At 67.3% G+C, this 19,118-nt stretch carries 19 protein-coding genes; 10 read left to right on the forward strand and 9 right to left on the reverse strand.

Going from position 1 to position 19,118, the window contains the following annotated elements:
• Positions 1-2 precede the first annotated feature (2 nt).
• Positions 3-2,243 (reverse strand): TonB-dependent receptor, encoded by a 2,241-nt coding sequence (locus ACTJIL_RS01650; protein ID WP_440755814.1) that lies wholly within the window; start codon positions 2,241-2,243, stop codon positions 3-5.
• 127 nt (positions 2,244-2,370) lie between these two features.
• Between ACTJIL_RS01650 and ACTJIL_RS01655 the strand changes: the two genes are divergently transcribed.
• Positions 2,371-2,769: a MerC domain-containing protein gene (locus tag ACTJIL_RS01655; protein WP_440753858.1), complete on the forward strand. Its 399-nt coding sequence runs from the start codon at positions 2,371-2,373 to the stop codon at positions 2,767-2,769.
• A 285-nt stretch (positions 2,770-3,054) separates the two neighbouring features.
• Positions 3,055-3,246: a 30S ribosomal protein THX gene (locus ACTJIL_RS01660; RefSeq protein WP_027081530.1), complete on the forward strand. Its 192-nt coding sequence runs from the start codon at positions 3,055-3,057 to the stop codon at positions 3,244-3,246.
• 178 nt (positions 3,247-3,424) lie between these two features.
• On the opposite strand, the gene ACTJIL_RS01665 is transcribed toward ACTJIL_RS01660, so the two are convergent.
• Complete coding sequence (locus ACTJIL_RS01665) at positions 3,425-4,633, reverse strand: dipeptidase (RefSeq protein ID WP_440753859.1); 1,209 nt, start codon at positions 4,631-4,633, stop codon at positions 3,425-3,427.
• Positions 4,634-4,753: 120 nt separating this feature from the next.
• Positions 4,754-5,977: an imidazolonepropionase gene (gene hutI / locus ACTJIL_RS01670; RefSeq protein ID WP_440753860.1), complete on the reverse strand. Its 1,224-nt coding sequence runs from the start codon at positions 5,975-5,977 to the stop codon at positions 4,754-4,756.
• 51 nt (positions 5,978-6,028) lie between these two features.
• On the opposite strand from hutI, the gene ACTJIL_RS01675 reads away from it, so the two are divergent.
• A complete protein-coding gene (locus ACTJIL_RS01675; protein WP_440753861.1) occupies positions 6,029-7,270 on the forward strand; it encodes a formimidoylglutamate deiminase in 1,242 nt (413 codons plus the stop codon).
• Between the two features lie 20 nt (positions 7,271-7,290).
• Here ACTJIL_RS01675 and ACTJIL_RS01680 read toward each other — a convergent pair whose 3' ends face one another.
• From ACTJIL_RS01680 to ACTJIL_RS01695, 4 genes are all read right to left on the reverse strand, one after another.
• On the reverse strand, positions 7,291-8,088 hold the full coding sequence (locus ACTJIL_RS01680; protein ID WP_440753862.1) for an isocitrate lyase/PEP mutase family protein: 798 nt from the start codon (positions 8,086-8,088) through the stop codon (positions 7,291-7,293).
• Positions 8,089-8,198: 110 nt separating this feature from the next.
• The gene (locus ACTJIL_RS01685; RefSeq protein WP_440753863.1) at positions 8,199-8,720 is read right to left on the reverse strand and encodes a methylated-DNA--[protein]-cysteine S-methyltransferase; all 522 of its coding nucleotides are present in this window, start codon (positions 8,718-8,720) and stop codon (positions 8,199-8,201) included.
• Complete coding sequence (locus ACTJIL_RS01690) at positions 8,717-10,342, reverse strand: AlkA N-terminal domain-containing protein (protein ID WP_440753864.1); 1,626 nt, start codon at positions 10,340-10,342, stop codon at positions 8,717-8,719. The genes ACTJIL_RS01685 and ACTJIL_RS01690 overlap by 4 nt, the downstream gene beginning before the upstream one ends.
• 189 nt (positions 10,343-10,531) lie before the next feature.
• A complete protein-coding gene (locus ACTJIL_RS01695; protein ID WP_440753865.1) occupies positions 10,532-11,818 on the reverse strand; it encodes an alkaline phosphatase family protein in 1,287 nt (428 codons plus the stop codon).
• 199 nt (positions 11,819-12,017) lie between these two features.
• Here ACTJIL_RS01695 and ACTJIL_RS01700 point away from each other — a divergent pair, with 199 nt between their 5' ends.
• Positions 12,018-12,344: a hypothetical protein gene (locus tag ACTJIL_RS01700; protein WP_440753866.1), complete on the forward strand. Its 327-nt coding sequence runs from the start codon at positions 12,018-12,020 to the stop codon at positions 12,342-12,344.
• A 74-nt stretch (positions 12,345-12,418) separates the two neighbouring features.
• Here ACTJIL_RS01700 and ACTJIL_RS01705 read toward each other — a convergent pair whose 3' ends face one another.
• On the reverse strand, positions 12,419-13,363 hold the full coding sequence (locus ACTJIL_RS01705) for a hypothetical protein (RefSeq protein ID WP_440753867.1): 945 nt from the start codon (positions 13,361-13,363) through the stop codon (positions 12,419-12,421).
• A gap of 143 nt (positions 13,364-13,506) precedes the next feature.
• On the opposite strand from ACTJIL_RS01705, the gene hutU reads away from it, so the two are divergent.
• The 5 genes from hutU (at position 13,507) to ACTJIL_RS01730 (ending at position 17,812) form a co-directional block, all read left to right on the forward strand.
• A complete protein-coding gene (gene hutU / locus ACTJIL_RS01710; RefSeq protein ID WP_440753868.1) occupies positions 13,507-15,186 on the forward strand; it encodes a urocanate hydratase in 1,680 nt (559 codons plus the stop codon).
• 230 nt (positions 15,187-15,416) lie between these two features.
• A complete protein-coding gene (locus tag ACTJIL_RS01715; protein ID WP_440753869.1) occupies positions 15,417-15,710 on the forward strand; it encodes a hypothetical protein in 294 nt (97 codons plus the stop codon).
• A 64-nt stretch (positions 15,711-15,774) separates the two neighbouring features.
• Positions 15,775-16,518: an abortive infection family protein gene (locus ACTJIL_RS01720; protein WP_440753870.1), complete on the forward strand. Its 744-nt coding sequence runs from the start codon at positions 15,775-15,777 to the stop codon at positions 16,516-16,518.
• Between the two features lie 68 nt (positions 16,519-16,586).
• Positions 16,587-17,336, forward strand: coding sequence for a hypothetical protein (locus tag ACTJIL_RS01725; RefSeq protein ID WP_440753871.1), 750 nt, complete (start codon positions 16,587-16,589; stop codon positions 17,334-17,336).
• Positions 17,337-17,404: 68 nt separating this feature from the next.
• The gene (locus tag ACTJIL_RS01730; protein ID WP_440753872.1) at positions 17,405-17,812 is read left to right on the forward strand and encodes a hypothetical protein; all 408 of its coding nucleotides are present in this window, start codon (positions 17,405-17,407) and stop codon (positions 17,810-17,812) included.
• Between the two features lie 77 nt (positions 17,813-17,889).
• Here ACTJIL_RS01730 and ACTJIL_RS01735 read toward each other — a convergent pair whose 3' ends face one another.
• Complete coding sequence (locus ACTJIL_RS01735) at positions 17,890-18,252, reverse strand: hypothetical protein (RefSeq protein WP_440753873.1); 363 nt, start codon at positions 18,250-18,252, stop codon at positions 17,890-17,892.
• Between the two features lie 181 nt (positions 18,253-18,433).
• Here ACTJIL_RS01735 and ACTJIL_RS01740 point away from each other — a divergent pair, with 181 nt between their 5' ends.
• Positions 18,434-18,991, forward strand: coding sequence for a dihydrofolate reductase family protein (locus ACTJIL_RS01740; protein WP_440753874.1), 558 nt, complete (start codon positions 18,434-18,436; stop codon positions 18,989-18,991).
• Positions 18,992-19,118: the final 127 nt, after the last annotated feature.

Here is a 19,118-nt window from a genome sequence, read left to right on the forward strand (position 1 = left end):
CGTCAGAAGAACACGCGTACGCCGGCGCTGATGCCACGGCCAGGCAGCGGCGCGACATCCTTCAGGAACGACGTATGCACGCGCGCTTCCTTGTCGAGCAGGTTGCTGCCGTCGAGGAAGATCTCCCAGGCGTTGTCGTGCGCGGTGTCGGCATGCCATGCCAGGTGCGCGTCGACCAGCGTGTAGCCGGGCGTCGCATGCTCGAACTCCGCCACCCGGTCCTGCTCGGCATAGCGCACTGCGCCCAGCGAGGCGCGCAGCGGGCCGCGTTCCCAGCGCAGTTCGCCGCCGACGCGCCACGGCGCGATCCGCGGCAGGTTGCCGCCGCGCGTCAGGTCGACGCTGTAGTCGTGGCTGTGGTCGCCGTGCGGCACCGAGACGTCGAGCTGGCGCGTGCCGCTGCCGCTGAGCTTGGCGCGCACCACGTCGCCGAACAGGCGCAGGTTCCACAGGCCGCTGTCGTTGTCGGCGAAGTTCCAGTCCACGCTCGCCTCGGCGCCGTTGAAGCGCGCGTCGTCCTGGGTCCACACACGCAGCGGCCCGTCGTGTTCCTCGATGCCGGTGTCGGCCAGATAGATGAAGTCGGCGTAGCGCACGTGGTACAGCGACGCGCCGAGGGTCAGTGGGCCGTTGTGCCAGTGCAGGCCGACTTCGGCGCGGTTCGCGGTTTCCGCATCGAGGCCGGGATCGCCGAGTTCGACGCTGCCGGTGGCCACGTGCAGGCCGCTGGAATACAGCTCCTCCGCGGTCGGCGAACGCTGCGCGCGGTCGAGCCCGAGCGAGAGGTGGAAGTCCTCGGTGACGTCCCATCGCAGCGCCGTCGACAGGCTGGTGGTGTTGAAGTCGCGGTCGGGCCGGCCGGCATCCGCGGTCGCGTCGGCGACGTCGATCCCGTTGCGGTCGTGGCGCGCACCGAGTTCGAGACGCAGGGCGTCGAACTGCCTGCGTCCGATCCAGAACAATCCGGTGTCGCGCGACTGCGAGGCCGGAACGAAGGCTTCATCGCCGACCGCCTCGAAGTCGCGCTGCGCCCACTGCAGCCCGAATGCGCCATCCCAGCCGCCCCAGGGCTTGTGCACCAGTTCCACGCGACCTTCGGTGCTCTCGTTCTCGAACACGGTGCCCACGTCCTCGCCTTCGTACTCGGTGTGGGTGTAGTCGGTGTGCGCGAGCTTGACCCGCAGCGAAGCGAACGGGCCGAGATCATCGAGGCCGCCGCGCAACTCGCCGCGGCGCTGGTCCATCACGATGCGCACGCCGCCTTCCTCCGCGTGGGCCTCCTCGCCTTCGTGCTCGTCGTCGTGTGCGTGGTCATCGCCTTCTTCGTGCGCGTGCTCATGCCCGGGCACGCCGTAGCGGGTGTTGAACAGGCTGTAGCCGACGCCCAGGAAGCCGCGATCGCCGACCCAGGTCACGCCCAGCGCGCCGCTGTCGGTCCGCAGCGCGCTGTTGGCGAGCGTGCCGCGGCTGGCCGGGTCCGGTACCTCGCCTTCCTCGGCCATGTGCTCGGCGTTTTCGGCGTAGCCGGGGATGTCGTAGTCGCCGGTTTCGCGGTGCAGGGCGTCGAAGTGGAATACCAGGTTGCCGGATGCCGACGTGCCGTCCAGGCGTGCCATGCCGGTCTTCTCGTCGTTGACGCTGCCGGCGCGCAGTTCCGCGCGTCCTTGCAGCGGCTGGTCGGTCGCGGCCTGCGGGATGCGACCGTCGACGACGTTGACCGCGCCGCCGATGGCGCCGCTGCCGTAGAGCAGGGTGGACGGACCCTTCAGCACCTCGATCTGGTCGGCGAGGAAGGGCTCGATGGTGACCGCGTGGTCAACGCTGACAGTGGACACGTCGCCCGAGCCTAGGCCGTCGCTCAGCACCTGCACGCGCGCGCCGTCGAAGCCGCGGATGATCGGTCGGCCGACGCCCGGGCCGAAGTACGACGACTGCACGCCGGGCAGCTTGTTGACGGTATCGCCCAGCGAGTTCGACTTGGCCTCGTCCAGCCGCGCGCCGGCCAGTACCTCGACCGGGCGGATGAGGTTCTCGGCCGTGTCGGGCAGGGGGCTGGCGGTAACCACGACGCTGTCCAGGTCCTTGACGTGGCGGTCGTCCTGCGCGCCTGCCGGAGTCGAAGCTGCGGATGATGCGGCGTCCGCCGCGATGCCGGGCGCGGGCGGTGCCGCGGCAGCCGGCAGGGCAATGGCGGCTGCCAGCGCGAGCGCCAGCCGGGCCGGGGTTGGGCCGGCGGCAACGATCGCGCGGAAGGAGGCGGGGCTTGAGGATGGGATCACGGGGACGAATTTCCTGGGACAAGACGACGCAAATGTTATAACATATCAATTCTGGACATCCACCCCTGCCGCAAGTCACGATTCCCCGCCCATGAATCCCAGCCTCCACGCTTTCCTCGATCGCTTCGGCGCCACGGGGTCCCTCATCTGTGCCGTCCACTGCGCGCTGCTGCCGTTGCTGCTGGCGGCGATTCCCTCGCTCGGGCTGGCGGCGTGGCTGGGGGATGGCGTCGAAATGGCCTTCATCATCTTCGCCACGTCCGTGGGCGTCTTCAGCCTGGTCTACGGCTATCGCCGCCACCGCAGGATCCGCGCGCTGGGTGTCCTGCTATTTGGGCTGGTATTGCTGTGGAGCGGGCTGCTGTACAGCCCCTGGCACCACGGCTCGGTAGCCCTGCACGCGGCGGTGATGACGCTCGGCGGCACCCTGATCGGCATCGCACACCTGCTCAACCTGCGGCACGTGCACGACGCCAGCTGCGCGCACTGAACCAATGCGTCGCATGGGTTCAATCCCGAAATTCGCTTCGCATATTTCGGGCCCTGCTGCGTGCTTCTGCCCGGCCCGGCGAAGCACGCCGGGCGTTCGGACGGCCTGCGCGGCAATGCCGTGCAAACTGGCCACCCTCACCCCCGCTCTTCGGGGCGCCCCCTGACTCAAGGGGCTTTCCCCCGGCAGGGATCCTGGCGAAAGCGACGCCGTCGCGCGTGGTAGAATCCCGCCCCTCGCGCGCGTCGCGATCCATCTACGAAGACACGAGTTCAGGAGCACGACATGGGCAAGGGCGACCGCAAGACCGCCAAGGGCAAGCGCTACAACTCCAGCTACGGCAACGCCCGTTCGCAGGTGACCAAGAAGGCCGCAGGCGCGGCTTCGGCACCGGTGGCGAAGAAGGCCGCGGCCAAGACCGCGACCAAGGCGCCGGCGAAGAAGGTCGTGGCCAAGAAGACCGTCGTCAAGGAGTAAGCATCGGCCCAGCGCCGGTGTGACGAGAAGCCCCGCCAAAAGCGGGGCTTTTTCGTGCACGGCTGCAGGCGTCAGGCACATGTAGGAGCGGCTTCAGCCGCGAGCTTTTCCAGCAGCCCGCAGGTGAAGAAAAAGCTCGCGGCCGAAGCCGCTCCTACAGGATCAGTGAAGCCCTTGATCAGGGAGTCGCGTGGCCTTCGGCACCGGCCTCGATCGCGGCCCACGCGCGCAGCAGGTTGCCGCCGAGGATCTTGCGGATGTCGTCGTCCTTGTAGCCGCGCGCCTGCAGGCCGGCGATCAGGTTCGGGTAGTCGGCTGCGGTCAGCAGGCCTTCGGGCAGTTCGCCGCCGACGCCGTCGAAGTCCGATCCGATGCCGATGTGGTCGATGCCGATCAGCTTCACCCCGTAATCGACCTGGTCGAGCACCGCATCGATCTTCGTCACCGGTGCCGGATGGGCAGCGGCCCAGGCCTTGTCGAAGGCCTCCTCGCTCTCCAGCGGCTGGCCGGCGGCCTTGAGCTTCGCATTGCGCTGGTTGAAGTCGTTGATCGCGCGGAAATGCGCCTGCGTATCGGCGGCGCCCTTCGGATCGACGAACGCGGTGCCGAACGGGATCTGCACCACGCCGCCCTTGTCGGCGATCGCCTTGGCCAGCTCGTCGCTGATGTTGCGCTCGAAGTCCGGGGTGAAATGGCGGAACGCGGAATGGCTGGCGATCACCGGCACCGTGCTCGCGGCGATCGCGTCGCGCGCGGATTCGTCGGAGACGTGCGAGACGTCGACCATGATGCCCAGACGGTTCATCTCGGCCACCACCTGCTTGCCGAACGGGCTCAGGCCATGCCACTTGCGCTCGATCGCGTACGACGAATCGGCGATGCGGTTGGCCGCGCTGTGGGCAAGGGTGATGTAGCGCACGCCGCGGTCGAAGAAGAACTGCACGTTCTTGATGTCGTCGCCGATCGGCGCGCCGTTCTCCATGCCCAGCGGCAGCAGCACGCGGTCGCCCTTGCGCAGGGTGTCGACATCCTTCGGCGAACGCAGCAGCGCGAACTTGTCCGGATGGCGTTCGGCCAGCGCTTCGACCGCGTCGATCATCTCGTTGGCCACCTGCCATGCCGTGCCGTTGTCGTCCTGCTTCGGCGAGGTGTAGATCGACATGAAGGCGACATCCAGGCCGCCGGCACGCGCCTTCGGATAATCGAACTCCCGGCCCTTGGCTTCGCTGCCCAGGTCCTTCCAGCCGTCCATCAGCATGCCGGGCGCATCGATGTGGGTGTCGACGATGACCGCGTCCTGCGCCAGCGCGCGCGCGGCGTCGGTGGCCTGCGCGGATGCGAGGGCGGGAACGATGGCGAGCAGCAGGACGGGCAGGGTGCGGTGCATGGTGGCCTCCGACGTGGACAGGGAAGTTGTAGGAGCGGCTTCAGCCGCAAGCTTTTACAGCCTGCAGGAGAAGAAAAAGCGCGCGGCTGAAGCCACTCCTGCAGGTGATGCGACGACCGCTCAGGCGACGCGGCGGCCGCCAGCGTACACCGCTTCGGCCAGCCGGCCTCCCAGCCAGTAGCACAGCTCCGCCGGCTGCGACACCCGCCAGTGCACGAAATCCGCGCGCATGCCGGCGCGCAGCGCGCCACGATCATCGAGGCCGAGCGCCCGCGCACCGTTGACCGTCGCGCCGCGCAGCGCCTCCTCGGGGGTCAGCCGGAAATGGGTGCAGGCCAGCTGCATCGCCTGGCGCAGCGACAGCAGCGGCGAGGTGCCGGGATTGCAGTCGGTGGCCACCGCCATCGGCACGTGCCGTGCACGGAACTCGTCCAGCGGCGGCAGCTGAGTTTCGCGCAGCACGTGGAAGGCGCCCGGCAGCAGCACCGCGACCGTGCCGGCGGCAGCCATCGCCGCGACCCCGGCCACCGACGTGTGTTCGACATGGTCGGCCGACAGGCCGCTGAACTCGGCCACCAGCGCCGCGCCGTCGCCGTCGCTGAGCTGGTCGGCGTGCAGCTTCACCGGCAGCCCCAGCGCACGCGCCGCTTCGAACACCCGCCGCGTCTGCGCCAGCGTGAAGCCGATGCGTTCGCAGAACGCATCCACCGCATCCACCAGTCCTTCGGCGTGCAATCGCGGCAGCCAGTCGACGACCGCGTCGATGTAGCCGTCGGGATTGCCGGAGAACTCCGGCGGCAGCGCATGGGCGCCGAGGAAGGTCGCGCGCACCTGGATGCCGAGCGCGTCGCCGATCCGGCGCGCGACGCGCAGCATCTTGCGTTCGTTGTCGAAGTCCAGCCCGTAGCCCGACTTGATCTCCAGCGTGGTAACGCCATCGGCCAGCAGCGCGCGTGCGCGAGGCAGCGACTGCGCCAGTAGTTCGTCCTCGCTGGCGGCGCGGGTGTGGCGCACGGTGGAGACGATGCCGCCGCCGGCGCGTGCGATCTGCTCGTAGTCCGCGCCCTGCAGGCGCTGCTCGAATTCGCCGGCGCGGTCGCCGGCGAAGACGGCATGCGTATGGCAGTCGACCAGTCCCGGGGTGATGCAGCCGCCACCGGCATCGATCGCATCGCCGGCGAGTTCGCCGGGCAGCTCGGCGCGTGGGCCGGCATAGCGGATGATGCCGTCGCGCCAGGCCAGCGCGCCGTCCTCCACCAGGCGATAACCCACGTCGCCGTCGAGCGTGACCAGCGTCGCGCCCGTGACCAGGCCATTTCCCGCCGCATGCGCTGTTTCGTTCATGGGCCGATTGTAGCGGTCGCGTTTCCCGTGCGGGCGCGCGAGAATGGCCGCATGTCGACATCCGCCTTCCAGGTCCAGCGCACCCCCGAAGGCTGGCGTGCGCCCGGCATCGCCAACCTGCATTCGCATGCCTTCCAGCGCGCCATGGCCGGCATGGCCGAACGCCAGACCAATCCCGAGGATTCGTTCTGGACCTGGCGCGAGACCATGTATCGCTTCGCCGCGCGCTTCGACCCCGACACGCTATACGCAGTGGCCGCGCAGCTCTACGTCGAAATGCTCGAGGCCGGTTACACCAGTGTCTGCGAATTCCATTACCTGCACCACGCGCCGGACGGCCGCCCGTATGCCGATGCGGCGGCGATGTCGCAGGCGCTGGTCGCCGCGGCGCGCGATACCGGCATCCGGCTGACCCTGCTGCCGGTGCTGTACATGACCGGCGGTTTCGATGGCCGCGCGCTCGGCGAACGCCAGAAACGCTTCGGCCACGACGTCGACGGCTACCTGCGCCTGTTCGAATCGCTGCATGCGGGGCAGGGCGATGGCTTGCGCGTCGGCTGCGCCCTGCACAGCCTGCGCGCGGTGCCGGCCGACGCGATGCGCGACGTCGTCGCCGCGCTGCCGGGCGATGCGCGCCTGCACGTGCACATCGCCGAACAGCTGGGCGAGGTGCAGGACTGCCTTGCGATCCGCGGCGCGCGGCCGGTGGAATGGCTGCTGGCCAACGCCGCCGTCGACGCGCGCTGGACGCTGGTGCACGCCACCCACCTGACGCCCGAAGAAATCCGCGGCATCGCCGCCAGCGGCGCCACCGTGGCGATCTGCCCGACCACCGAGGCCAACCTTGGCGACGGCTTGTTCCCTTTGCGCGCCTACCTCGATGCCGGCGGCGCCTGGGGCATCGGCTCGGATTCGCACATCTCGGTGTCGCCGGTCGAGGAGCTGCGCTGGCTGGAGTACGGTCAGCGCCTGGTCACGCACCATCGCAACATCGCGGTGAGCGCGGGTTCGAACAGCGTCGGCGAAACCTTGTTGCACGACGTGGCCGCGAGCCGCGCCCGCTCGACCGGATTCGACGATGCCCACGACCATGTCCTGCTCGACGCGGCGGCGCCCATCCTCGCCGGCGCCAGCGACGACGACATCGCCGACCGCTGGATCTTCAGCGGCAACCGCAACCTGGTGCGCGAAGTGGTGGTGGGCGGCGAACGCGTGGTCATCGACGGCCACCACCGCGACCGCGACGCGGTCGCGCTGCGCTATCGCAAGGCCATCGAAAGCCTGCTCGCGTAGGGCGGGACCATACCCCGGACCTAAGGGAACAATGCATTCAAGCGCGCGTAATCCAGCGCATTGGCGAACGACGGCGCGAAGTCCCCGCCCAGCCACGCCTTCACCGAAGCCTGCGCATTGCCGTAGGCGCTCCGGAAGAACGCCGGCCCGGCGCTGATCCGCCGCACGCCGGCCTGCGCCAGCGCATCGATCGAGGCCAGGCCCGGCATCGCCATCACGTTGATCGCCAGGCCCGGCACGGCGGCGACGATTTTCGCCGCATCCTCCGCCGACGACAGTCCCGGAACGAAGCCACCGTCGGCGCCGGCGTCGCGATAGGCGGTGAGCCGCTCGACGGTCATCGCGATCGCCTCGTCGCCGCTGGCCATCCCGCGCAGGTACACGTCGGTGCGCGCGTTGACGAACAGCGGCGCGGCGCCGCCGGATTCGCGGATCGCGCGGATCTTGTCGACCAGCAGCATGGGCGCACCGCCGCCGTCCTCGAGGTTCACGCCTACCGCGCCGGCGCCGGCGATCTCACGCGCCAACTCCGCGACGGCGTGCGGGTCGTCGCTGTAGCCATCCTCGGCATCGACAGTGACCGGCACCGACACCACCCGCAGGATGCCGCGCAGCGAACCCAGCAGCTCCTCGCGCGGCAAGCGGCCACCGTCGGCATAGCCCAGCGCCCAGGCCACCGCCGCGCTGCTGGTGGCGATGGCGGTCGCGCCGGCTTCCTGCCACAGGCGCGCACTGGCGGCATCCCAGGCGTTGGGCAGCAGCAGCGGGACATCGGTGTCGTGGAGGGCGACGAACTGGGCGTGGGGTGAAAGCGTCATGGGTGACTCCGTCGTGATGTCGGCCAGCGGTGACCCTCGTAGGAGCGGCGGAAGCCGCGAGCTCTTCGGTTGGAGACGTGGTTGGCGGAAGCTCGCGGCTTCCGCCGCTCCTACGAGGGAGGGGGATCGCGTTGTGCAAACAGGTCGCCACTCGGCAGCGCGCCTTCCAGCATCAGCAGGAACTGCTTGGTCGGCAGGCCGCCGCCGAAGCCGGTCAGCGAGCCGTCGGCACCGATCACGCGATGGCAGGGCAGCACGATCGGGATCGGATTGCGCCCGTTCGCCGCGCCCACCGCGCGCACGGCCTGCGGCTTGCCGATGCGGCGCGCAACGTCGCTGTAGCTCCAGGTCTGCCCGTACGGGATCTGCGCCAGCGTCGACCACACCTCGCGCTGGAACTTGGTGCCCACCGGCTGCAGCGGCAGGTCGAACGCATGCAGCGAGCCGGTGAAATAGGCTTCCAGCTGCGCACCGGTTTCGCGCAGCACCGCGTTGTCGCCGTGTTCGAGCACCACGTTGCGCGGCAGCGGATGGCGCGGCGTGCTGAACCAGATCAGGCGCAGGTGGTCGTCGTCCGCGCCCAATAGCAGTGGCCCGACCGGGCTGGGGATGTGTTTCGAAACGAGGTTCACGGATTCGACCTCCTGGTGCCGGTGCGCCGCACGGCGCCACCGCCCCGCGAAGGCATGCGCTGCGATGCAGCAGGTGCGATGCCGTCGCGCTTCGATGCCGCCGCGCGTTTCGCGGTGGCGGCAACCGGGGCCGCTATCGCCTCGCGCCACAGCTGCAGCGTCGCGTATCCGCGCCACGGCCGCCATGCCTCGGCGCGCGCGGTCAATGCTTTCGCGGTCATGCGCGTGCCATCCAATGGCACCGCCTTCTGCAGCACCAGATCGTCGGCGGGAAAGGCGTCGGGGTGCCCCATCGCGCGCAGCGCGATGTAATGCGCCGTCCATGGGCCGATGCCGGGCAGGGCGGTCCAGTGCGCGACGAAATCGTCGAGCGTGCGCTCGACCCGGAAGTCCACGCGTCCGTCGAGCAGCGCGCGCGCGATGGTGCGCACCGTCTCCGCCCGCGTGCGGGTGATGCCGATGTCGGCCAGGTCCGCATCAGCCAGCGCCTCGGGCGTCGGGAACAGGTGGGCCAGCCCGTGCGCCGCGTGTTCGGCCGGCAACGGCGTGCCGAAGCGTTCGGCGATGCGCGTGGCGAACGTGCGCGCCGCGGCAACGCTGACCTGCTGGCCGAGGATCGCCCGCACCGCGATCTCGAATCCGTCCCAGCCGCTGGGCAACCGCAGCCCCGGGCGTTTGCGCAGCAGCGGTTTCAGGCGCGGGTCGGCCGAAAGCGCGTTCGCGATCGCGCGTGGATCGGCGTCGAGGTCGAACATCCGCCGCAACCGGCTGACGATATCGAGCAGCCGCGACGCCAGCGGTGCATGCAGTTCCAGTTTCAGCGCGTGTTCGCGACCGGGCCAAGCGCTGACCCGCAGCCAGCCCGGCGGTGCATCCGCGCCGTCGCCGGCGACCACCCGCGCGTAGCTGTGGTCGTCGACCTGTTCCACGCCGGGCAGCGCGCGCCCGCGCAGGAAGCCGAGCATCGATTCGAAATCGTAGGGCGGGCGATAGCCCAGCCGCAGCGTCAGCGACTCATCGCGGCGCGCGTCCCTGGCCGCCACCGGATGCCGGCGCAGGTCCCGCGGCGCCATCCGGTACGCCTCCTTGAACGTCGCATTGAACCTGCGCAGGCTGCCGAAGCCCGCCGCCAGCGCGACGTCCGTGATCGGCAGCGGCGTCTCGGTGAGCAGTTGCTTGGCGAACAGCAGGCGACGGGTGCCGTGCACGCCGATCGGCGATGCGCCGAGGCGTTCGACGAACAATCGCCGCAGCTGCCGCTCGCCGAGGTTGACGCGCTCGGCCAGCGCCGACACCGGCTGCCCGGCCAGTGCGCCCTGTTCGATCAGCTTCAGCGCGCGCGACACCGCTGCATCGCCGCGCCGCCACGCGCCGTCGGATGGCGACAGCTCCGGCCGGCAGCGCAGGCACGGCCGGAAACCGGCCGCTTCGGCGGCGGCCGCGTTGCGGTAATAGGTGATGTTGGACGGCTTCGGCGAGGGCGCCGGGCAGACCGGGCGGCAATAGATGCGGGTACTGGTGACCGCGATGAAAAACAATCCGTCGAAGCGCGGATCGCGGCTCAGGCGCGCCTGCTCACAGACGCGGTGCGGTGGCAGGGCGGTGGATTCTGGCGACGGCATGGCGGCAGGCTAACACCGCCGCGACGCATGGACTCGCCGGATTCGGACATCGACGTTGGGGCTGGTCGATGGTGCCGATGAAAGCCCCTCTACCGCGCGCGGGAGAGGGGTTGGGGTGAGGGCGCGGCGTTTCGCCGCAGGCTTTCAGGGCGTTGTGGATCGTTGGTCCATCGCGGACAGCGCCGGGATTCAGGGTTGCGACACCGCAGCGCCAGGGTCGCGCAGCGCTGGCAGCAGCGGGGCGATGTTGCCGTCGTTCGGCGCCGGGGTGATGCCCAGCAGCCGCGCCAGCAGCGGGTACACGTCGACGTTGTCGAACGCGGGAATCTCCGCGCCCTGCCGGAACGCCGGCCCACGTGCCACGAACAGTGCGCGCATCGACGGCAGCGCGGGATCGTAGCCGTGCGAACCGCGCGTGTGGCCCATCGGCCGCCCGGCGATCACCTCCCGCGGCAGCGCGTCCCAGCCTTCGTGCATCTGGCAGATGATCGGCGGGATGCGCGGATGGGTGCCGTAATGCCAGCGCGCCGGCAGTTCGCCCTTGCGCCAGCAGTCGTAATGGTCGTGCGCGCCGAGCAGCCTGTCTTCCACCGCCGCCTCGTGGCCCGGGTTGGGCGCGATGCCAACCACCTGTCCCACCGACACCACCACGGCCTCGGTCATCGACACCATGTCCTCGACCGCGACCTGGTGCCCCGGTGCCACCGGCGCCATGCCGTGGTCAGACACGATCACCAGGTTGGTGCGGTCGAGCAGGCCGCGCGTGGCCAGGCCGTCGCGCAGGCGGCCGATCGCCGCGTCCACGTCCGCGACTGCGGCATGCGCCTGCGGCGAATCCGGGCCGTTGCCATGCGCCGCCGAATCGACCATGTCGAAGTACAGCGTCACCAGGCGCGGCCGCGTTGCCGGCGGCGCATCCAGCCAGGCCAGCACCTGGTCCACGCGCTGCGCGGCGGTGACGTCCTGGTCGAACGGCTTCCAGAGTGAAGGACGCACGCCGCCGATCTCCGCTTCGCTGCCCGGCCAGTACATCGTTGCGCTGTGCAGCCCGGCGTTCTGCGCGCCGACCCAGATCGGCTCGCCGCCCCACCAGCGGCTGTCGCCCACCGCCTCGCGGTCGGAGAGCTTGAATCCGCCCAGTTCGGCATCGCGCATCGTGTTGTGGACGATGCCGTGGTGATCCGGGCGCAGCCCGGTGACGATGCTGTAGTGGTTGGGGAACGTCAGCGACGGATACGACGGCGTCATCCATTGCGCACGCACGCCCTCGCCGGCGATGCGCGACAGGTTGGGGGCGATGTCCGGGGCCAAGTAGTCGGCGCGGAAGCCGTCGATCGAGACCAGTACTAGCGGCGCGGGTGCGGGCGTGGCGGTCGGCGGCGCCGAGACGCATGAGGCGAGCGACAGCAGGAGGAAGGGCAGCAGGAGCCGGCGGAGGAAGGCGGGAGCGGCGTAACCGCGGATTTTCGAGGTCATCGGCCCATGATACGGGCGCCGCATGACAACCGGACAGCACCGGATACCGGTTGCGCACATGGCTGGATGGGTGCCGCCGCGCCCGTCTCCTGACGCGAAACTAAACCGCGGCGGCGCGCACAGCGCCGGTTCGCAATGGCGGGCGTATGGTCATGGCTGCAGGGCGGCAGTCCCCGCCCGGATTCCCGCGAGGTGTGCCATGAAACGTCTACTCGTCTTCTTCATCGTCGGTGGATTCGCGTCCATCGCATCCGCGCAATCGGCGCCGGTCGAACAGAGCCTCGAGCCAGGCGCCGCCGCGATCGGCGCCGAAGCCAGCGACGCCCCGGTGAAGGACCGCAACTGCCTGCGCCAGACCGGCTCGATGATCACCACCAGCCAGAACGCCAAGGCACGCCGCGCCGGCAAGGCTGAGGACAAGTGCGCCAACGCCTTCGGCCGCGCTTACGACCGCGAAGACATCGAACGCACCGGCGCCACCGACGTCGCCCAGGCGCTGCGGATGCTCGACCCCGCGATCCACTGATCCCTGCGCCTGTTTGCAACACCCGACGCCCGGCACCGCCGGGCGTCGTCGCATCTGCGAAGCGCGGAATCTCCCTACTGCTCGAACACCGCCGTCTCCGCCGGATAGTCCACCGTGATCCGGAAACCGCGGAACGCCTCGCCACCCAGCGCGCCGTCCACCGGCCGGTCCATCCACTGCGCCATGTACTCGTGGAACGCCGCGTCGGGCCGCGCCGAGAACCACGCCGGCCCGGTGCGATAGCCGGCGACCTCGACCGCGGGTACCTGGATCATCGCCATCCCGGCGTCACCCTTGTCGATGGTGGGCCAGTCCGGATGGCGCTCGCGCCAGCGCTGCATCACTTCCTGCGTGATGAAGTTGCCCGCGCGCTCGCGCACCGCCGCATCGCCCAGCCTGGCCGCCGCCGCTTCGTCGAGGCGGAACGTCGCCCCGGTGTCGAACAGGAACTGCAGCTCCTCGCCGTCGACGCGCGCCGGGATGCGCGGGAAGTGCGTGGTGTGGCCGCCGTCGTCGCCGCGCTGGAAGCCCAGCTTCACCACGTGCGCCGGGTCGGCCTTCGGCAACTGGCCGTCGGGCAGCTGCCGCAGCGTGCCCGCGCGGTAGTCCCACTCCCAGGTGCGGCCACCGAACCACGACGCGCCGAGCATGCCGTCGAACGTCAGGCCTTGCTGCGGCGACAGGATCGGCAGGGTCATGTCCGGCGGCGCGGACTTCGGCGGCGGAATGCCCGCGCCCGCATAGCGTGGCCAGGGCGTGGTGCCGGCGAGCTGCTCGCCCGGCTTCGCCTCGTACGCGATGCCCAGCTTGTCCGCGCCCGAGGTGGTGAGGTTCATGCCGCCGCCGGTGTCGGTGAACAGGTGCAACACCTGGCCCGACGGCGCCTGCGCATCGATGAAGAACCGGTGGTGCTGCATCCGTGCCGGCAACGGCTCGGGCGGAAGCGGCGTGGCCGGCGGTGCCGCCGCGGCCAGCGGCGCGACGAGCAGGCATGCCAGCCAGGTCAGTGATCGGATCATCGATGCGGGTCTCGGAAGTAGGGGCCCCAGACTGCAGCGGCACGCATGGCGTCGGCAGTGGCCATGGTCATGGTGCCGATCGGCCGGGCCGTGCCGGCACCGGTGCGATAATCGTCGCAATGTCGCACAAGGAGTTCCCACAGATGTCCACCCGCAACCCGCCCTCCCGTTTCGACGCCAGCCGCAGCATCCGCGCCCCGCGCGGCAGCGCGCTCAACTGCAAGTCCTGGCTCACCGAAGCGCCGTACCGGATGATCCAGAACAACCTCGATGCCGAGGTGGCGGAAAACCCGGCCGAGCTGGTGGTCTACGGCGGCATCGGCCGCGCCGCGCGCGACTGGGATTGCTATGACGCGATCCTGAAATCACTGAAGGATCTCGGCGACGACGAAACCCTGCTGGTGCAGTCCGGCAAGCCGGTCGGCATCTTCCCCACTCACGCCGACGCGCCGCGGGTCCTCATCGCCAACTCCAACCTCGTCCCGCACTGGGCCACCTGGGAGCACTTCAACGAGCTCGATAAGAAGGGCCTGATGATGTACGGCCAGATGACCGCCGGCAGCTGGATCTACATCGGCAGCCAGGGCATCGTGCAGGGCACCTACGAAACCTTCGTCGAGATGGGCCGCCAGCACTACGGCGGCAGCCTCAAGGGCAAGTGGATCCTCACCGCCGGGCTGGGCGGCATGGGCGGCGCGCAGCCGCTGGCCGCGAGCCTGGCCGGCGCATGCAGCCTCAACATCGAATGCCAGCAGTCGCGCATCGACATGCGCCTGAAGACCCGCTACGTCGACGAACAGGCAACCGACCTCGACGACGCGCTCGCCCGCATCGACAAATACACCAAGGCCGGCGAAGCCAAATCCATCGCCCTGCTCGGCAACGCCGCCGAAATCCTGCCGCAGCTGGTCGAACGCGGCGTGCGCCCCGACGCCGTCACCGACCAGACCAGCGCCCACGACCCCGTGCACGGCTACCTGCCGATCGGCTGGACCGTCGAGCAATGGCTCACCGAACAGAAGCAGCATCCCGAGAAAGTCCGCGACGCCGCCAAGCAATCCATGCGCGTGCATGTCGAAGCGATGCTCGCGTTCGAGAAGCAGGGCATCCCGACTTTCGACTACGGCAACAACATCCGCCAGATGGCAGCAGACGTTGGCTGCAGCAACGCGTTCGACTTCCCCGGCTTCGTCCCCGCTTACGTGCGTCCGCTGTTCTGCCGCGGCGTCGGCCCGTTCCGCTGGGTCGCGCTGTCCGGCGACCCCGAGGACATCTACAAGACCGACGCCAAGGTCAAGGAACTGATCCCCGACGACCCGCACCTGCACAACTGGCTCGACATGGCGCGCGAGCGCATCAGCTTCCAGGGCCTGCCCGCGCGCATCTGCTGGGTCGGCCTGGGCCAGCGCGACAAGCTCGGCCTCGCCTTCAACGAGATGGTCCGCAACGGCGAACTCAAAGCCCCCGTCGTCATCGGCCGCGACCACCTCGACAGCGGCTCCGTTGCCTCACCCAACCGCGAAACCGAAGCGATGATGGACGGCTCAGATGCCGTCAGCGACTGGCCGCTGCTCAACGCGATGTTGAACGTCGCCGGCGGCGCCACCTGGGTGAGCCTGCACCACGGCGGCGGGGTAGGGATGGGCTACTCGCAGCACAGCGGGATCGTCATCGTCTGCGACGGCACCGAAGCCGCCGACAAGCGCATCGCGCGGGTGTTGTGGAACGACCCGGGCACCGGCGTGATGCGGCATGCGGATGCGGGGTATGAGATTGCGAAGGCTTGTGCGAGGGAGCAGGGGTTGAAGTTGCCGATGGGCTAAAGAAGGCCTGCGCGTTCCCGGGTTTCCCTGCTTACACCCCGTGGCTGAGGGGTGTAAGCATTACACCTTCGCTTGAGCGCGATAGAGCAGGCCTTGCGTCGGCGGAGTGCTCGACTCAATGGTTAAGTCGGTGATTTCCAGAGAAATTTTCCTATTGGAAGGCTCCCGCTATGCAGGTGCATACTCGGCGCAATGCCTCTGGGGAGAGGCCGAATAGGTAGTTAGGCCTCATGACGAACACTGTCGCAACTGCCAAAAGAGCTTTCTTACAGTTCACCTCATGCTCTGGCGAGGGGATGCAGCTTGAGATTCTTGCTGGCGGCCCAGATGGGGAGTTCCTGCCAAACTGTCCCGAAGCACTCGCACGGATCGTTGCTGACGACAATGAGATCCACTGGTTTGAGTTCTTCACCCCAGAGGGCCGCGTTCGTCTCCCCCTATCTGAGATTGAGCGAGCAATTGCGGCCGGCAAACCGGACGTGCACGGAGAGGCCTGGTATGACAAGCATCTACCTGAGGCCTAACAATTCATTCAAGCCGAACCCGCTTCGCGGGTCGGCTTAATTCGGGCGTTAGGCGGCCGATCAAGTGAATGATCTACTTGACCAGACAGAAGCATTTCAGAACTTGCTGATCGCTCATGCAACGGGTGGAAGTGAGGACGAGGCTGAATTCATACGCCTGCGCCAAATGCTCCTCTCAAACCCGGCATTGGACGCACTTATCCCGCGCTTCGTCAGAACCTCGCGAAGCCTCGCGCAGTTCTGGCAGTTCATTAAGTTCAAGTACTCCACTTACGCAGAGCGGCGTCAGTTCATCTGGGAGGAGTTCCGTCCGTTGCTTGAGGTGCTGGAGCGTGGGCCGTTGTCTCCTGCTGACCAGCTTGTTACAGAAAAGCTAGAGAAGTTTGATGCTTCACATGTTCAAGCCGCTTGGTCCAAGGCCCTCGAGCGGCGTGCCTCCGATCCGGAGGGCGCCATTACATCTGCTCGCACACTCATTGAGTCTGTGTGTAAGCACATCCTAGACTCATCTGGCTCCCCCTACGATGACGGCGCAGATCTGCCAAAGCTCTACAAGCTAACTGCGGAGGCTTTGAACCTCGCTCCATCCCAACATACAGAGGCGGTATTTAAGCAAATCCTAGGCGGCTGCACCGCTGTCGTTGAGGGTTTAGGATCACTTCGTAACCGCCTCAGTGACGCCCACGGGAAGGGTAAGGTTGCATCAAGGCCGGCTTCGCGCCACGCAGAGCTTGCCGTCAACCTCTCGGGTGCGTTAGCAACCTATTTGCTCGCCACGTGGGAGGCACGCAATGAAGCGGCCGCCTAACAATTCATTCAAGCCGACCCCGCTTCGCGGGTCGGCTTAATTCAGGCGTTAGGTTGCAAGGAGAGATCGTGGAGGCCGAAGAAAAGATTCAGAAGCTCCGAGAGTACAAGGCCAAGTTGCACCAATGGCAAAAGAATCATGATGCAGAAACACGCTCATGGATCAATGAGAACACTCTCTGGGTGCGCCGCGAGACAATCGAGGCCGGCTGCTTTTTCACAATGACCATTTCTCCGCCACCTGCTGTCGGCGGCTTGGTCATGCAAAACGTCGATCCGTTCGCAATGATGTTTAGTCCACCGTACCTCATGAACCTTATGGGTCATGTGGTCGATATGATTGACAAAACCATCGGAGTGTTAAAGGAACCACCGCGTGAGCCCAAGCCGGCTAAGGCGATTGCGGCGCCCGATCCTGTTCAAAAAGGCTACGCGTTCATTGCAATGCCAATAGACCCAGCCGACGCACAGCTTGAGGATGTACTTGACGCGATCAAAGAGGCGGCAAAACGCTGCGGCGTTCAAGCAGAGCGCGTAGACGAGCCACACTCCAACGAACGGATCACCGACAGAATTCTAGAGTCAATCCGCAAAGCCGAGTACGTCATCGTGGACCTTACAGGTTCACGCCCTAACGTCTTCTATGAAGCTGGCTATGCCCAAGGACTACGCAAAACACCCATCTACATAGCTCGCGAGGGGACGCGTTTAGAGTTCGACCTTAAGGACTATCCGGTCATATTCTTCAAGAGCATGAAAGAGCTGAAAGATCTGTTGGAGCGCAGGTTGCGTGGGTTGGCTGAGTCACGTGCAACCTAACAATTCATTCAAGCCGAAGCCGCTTCGCGGCTCGGCTTAATTCAGGCGTTAGGCCTACAGGGGGAGATATGTCGCACATCATCGCATTGCAGGGCCGAGCAAGCTCAGGAAAGACAAGTACGCTCCTGCAGGTTTTTAGCGATCTTCAGGCAAAGCACCCGAGCGCAATGGTTCAGATTCTGGCCGGAAGAACCGACCTTAAGGTGCTAATGCATGGCGTCAACGGCAAGGTTGTAGGCATCGAGACCCAAGGCGATCCGAACTCCCGCCTTAAAAAAAGTCTGTCTGATTTCCTTGCGGCAAAATGCGACATCATCTTCTGTGCATGCCGTACCAGCGGGATGACTGTGACCTGGGTCAATGCTCATTCGGCAAAGCACAAGGTCCAGTTCGTGCCACAAACCAGCGTAGCAAGTGGGCAAGCCAAAGCTAATGCAGCGATGGCCGCACATCTAATCAAGGTGGCCGGGCTGTAGGCCTAACAATTCATTCAAGCCGAAGCCGCTTCGCGGCGCGGCTTAGCCCAGGCGTTGAGTGCCGGGCCGCGATGCCTTCAAGCCGAATCCGGTTCGCGGGTTCGAAGAACGGAATCAGGTTTCACTTCCCCAGAGCCCGCAAGGGCTTCCGGCTGGAAGGTCGACAAGGGCTGCGGCTTCGTCATGCCCGGCGCCGGTACCACCAGGGCGGAAATGGTGGCTTCGACCCCATCGATGGGGCCGCGGGAGCCATCGACGGGGCTCCAGAGGCCATCGATGGGGTTTCCGAGGCCATCGATGGGGTTCCGGAGGTCATTGACGGGGTTGCAGAGGCCATCGATGGGGTCGCGCGGGCCATCGATGGGGTTCAATGGGCCATCGCCGGGGTCGCGCAGGCCAACGACGGGGTTACGAAGGCCATCGCCGGGGTTGCGGAGCATGAGCGGGCCCCGGGTTGCGGTCTGGCCGTCCATCCACGCCGGCCGCTTCGCGGGTCTGCTGGTCACTCGCCCAGCAGGGGCATCACATCCACGGGTCGCAGGGGAAGATCGTGAAGTGGGGACTCGTGTCCCTGGAGCCAGACAGCGAGCGGCCTGTCGCGTATCTCGAACGGAGGACACCATGGGACTCTTGACCTTCAGCATCAACGTCACCCTCGACGGCTGCGTCGACCACCAAGAAGGAGTCGTCGACAACGAGACGCACGCTTTCTTCACCAGCCTCATGGACGCGTGCGGGGCGATGCTGTGGGGCCGCGTCACCTACGAGTTGATGGAGAGCTACTGGCCACTGGTCGCCCGCGGCGACATGGAGGCGCCGCCGGCGATGCGCGAGTGGGCGGTCAAGCTGGAGGCCAAGCCGAAGTACGTGGTGTCCTCGACGCGAAAGGACTTCCCCTGGACCAACAGCCACCACATCGCCGGCAACCTGCGCACGGAGGTACAGAAGCTCAAGGACGCGACCCCGGACGGCGTGCTCCTGGGTAGCGGCAAGCTCGCGACCGGGCTGGACCGGCTGGATCTGATCGACGAGTACAAGTTGCTCATCCACCCCATGATCGCCGGCCACGGCCCGACCCTGTACGAGAGCGGGCTGCCCGGCACGCGACGACTCGAGTTGATCTCGGCGAAGCCGCTCCGCTGCGGCGCGATCGCCATGCACTACCGGCGCGCGCGCTGACCCGGAGACGGGTCATGTCGCCTGGCAATCGTTCAAGCAGGAACAAGGGGAACGGATCAGCTTCACTTCGATAGACGAAAGCCGGACTTTCCGCGGGATTGACGCCGCCGAGCCTGCGTGCCCCAAT

Origin of the sequence: Luteimonas sp. 22616 (assembly GCF_052044325.1) — a bacterium.
Classification (GTDB): Bacteria; Pseudomonadota; Gammaproteobacteria; order Xanthomonadales; family Xanthomonadaceae; genus Luteimonas.

What these genes read in the sequence shown, in the direction of transcription:
- ACTJIL_RS01655 (WP_440753858.1), top strand. Translation starts at nt 2,371, where the DNA reads ATGAATCCCAGCCTCCACGCTTTCCTCGATCGCTTCGGCGCCACGGGG.
- ACTJIL_RS01660 (WP_027081530.1), top strand. Translation starts at nt 3,055, where the DNA reads ATGGGCAAGGGCGACCGCAAGACCGCCAAGGGCAAGCGCTACAACTCC.
- ACTJIL_RS01665 (WP_440753859.1), bottom strand. Translation starts at nt 4,633, where the DNA reads ATGCACCGCACCCTGCCCGTCCTGCTGCTCGCCATCGTTCCCGCCCTC.
- hutI (WP_440753860.1), bottom strand. Translation starts at nt 5,977, where the DNA reads ATGAACGAAACAGCGCATGCGGCGGGAAATGGCCTGGTCACGGGCGCG.
- ACTJIL_RS01675 (WP_440753861.1), top strand. Translation starts at nt 6,029, where the DNA reads ATGTCGACATCCGCCTTCCAGGTCCAGCGCACCCCCGAAGGCTGGCGT.
- ACTJIL_RS01680 (WP_440753862.1), bottom strand. Translation starts at nt 8,088, where the DNA reads ATGACGCTTTCACCCCACGCCCAGTTCGTCGCCCTCCACGACACCGAT.
- ACTJIL_RS01690 (WP_440753864.1), bottom strand. Translation starts at nt 10,342, where the DNA reads ATGCCGTCGCCAGAATCCACCGCCCTGCCACCGCACCGCGTCTGTGAG.
- ACTJIL_RS01695 (WP_440753865.1), bottom strand. Translation starts at nt 11,818, where the DNA reads ATGACCTCGAAAATCCGCGGTTACGCCGCTCCCGCCTTCCTCCGCCGG.
- ACTJIL_RS01700 (WP_440753866.1), top strand. Translation starts at nt 12,018, where the DNA reads ATGAAACGTCTACTCGTCTTCTTCATCGTCGGTGGATTCGCGTCCATC.
- ACTJIL_RS01705 (WP_440753867.1), bottom strand. Translation starts at nt 13,363, where the DNA reads ATGATCCGATCACTGACCTGGCTGGCATGCCTGCTCGTCGCGCCGCTG.
- hutU (WP_440753868.1), top strand. Translation starts at nt 13,507, where the DNA reads ATGTCCACCCGCAACCCGCCCTCCCGTTTCGACGCCAGCCGCAGCATC.
- ACTJIL_RS01715 (WP_440753869.1), top strand. Translation starts at nt 15,417, where the DNA reads ATGACGAACACTGTCGCAACTGCCAAAAGAGCTTTCTTACAGTTCACC.
- ACTJIL_RS01730 (WP_440753872.1), top strand. Translation starts at nt 17,405, where the DNA reads ATGTCGCACATCATCGCATTGCAGGGCCGAGCAAGCTCAGGAAAGACA.
- ACTJIL_RS01735 (WP_440753873.1), bottom strand. Translation starts at nt 18,252, where the DNA reads ATGCTCCGCAACCCCGGCGATGGCCTTCGTAACCCCGTCGTTGGCCTG.
- ACTJIL_RS01740 (WP_440753874.1), top strand. Translation starts at nt 18,434, where the DNA reads ATGGGACTCTTGACCTTCAGCATCAACGTCACCCTCGACGGCTGCGTC.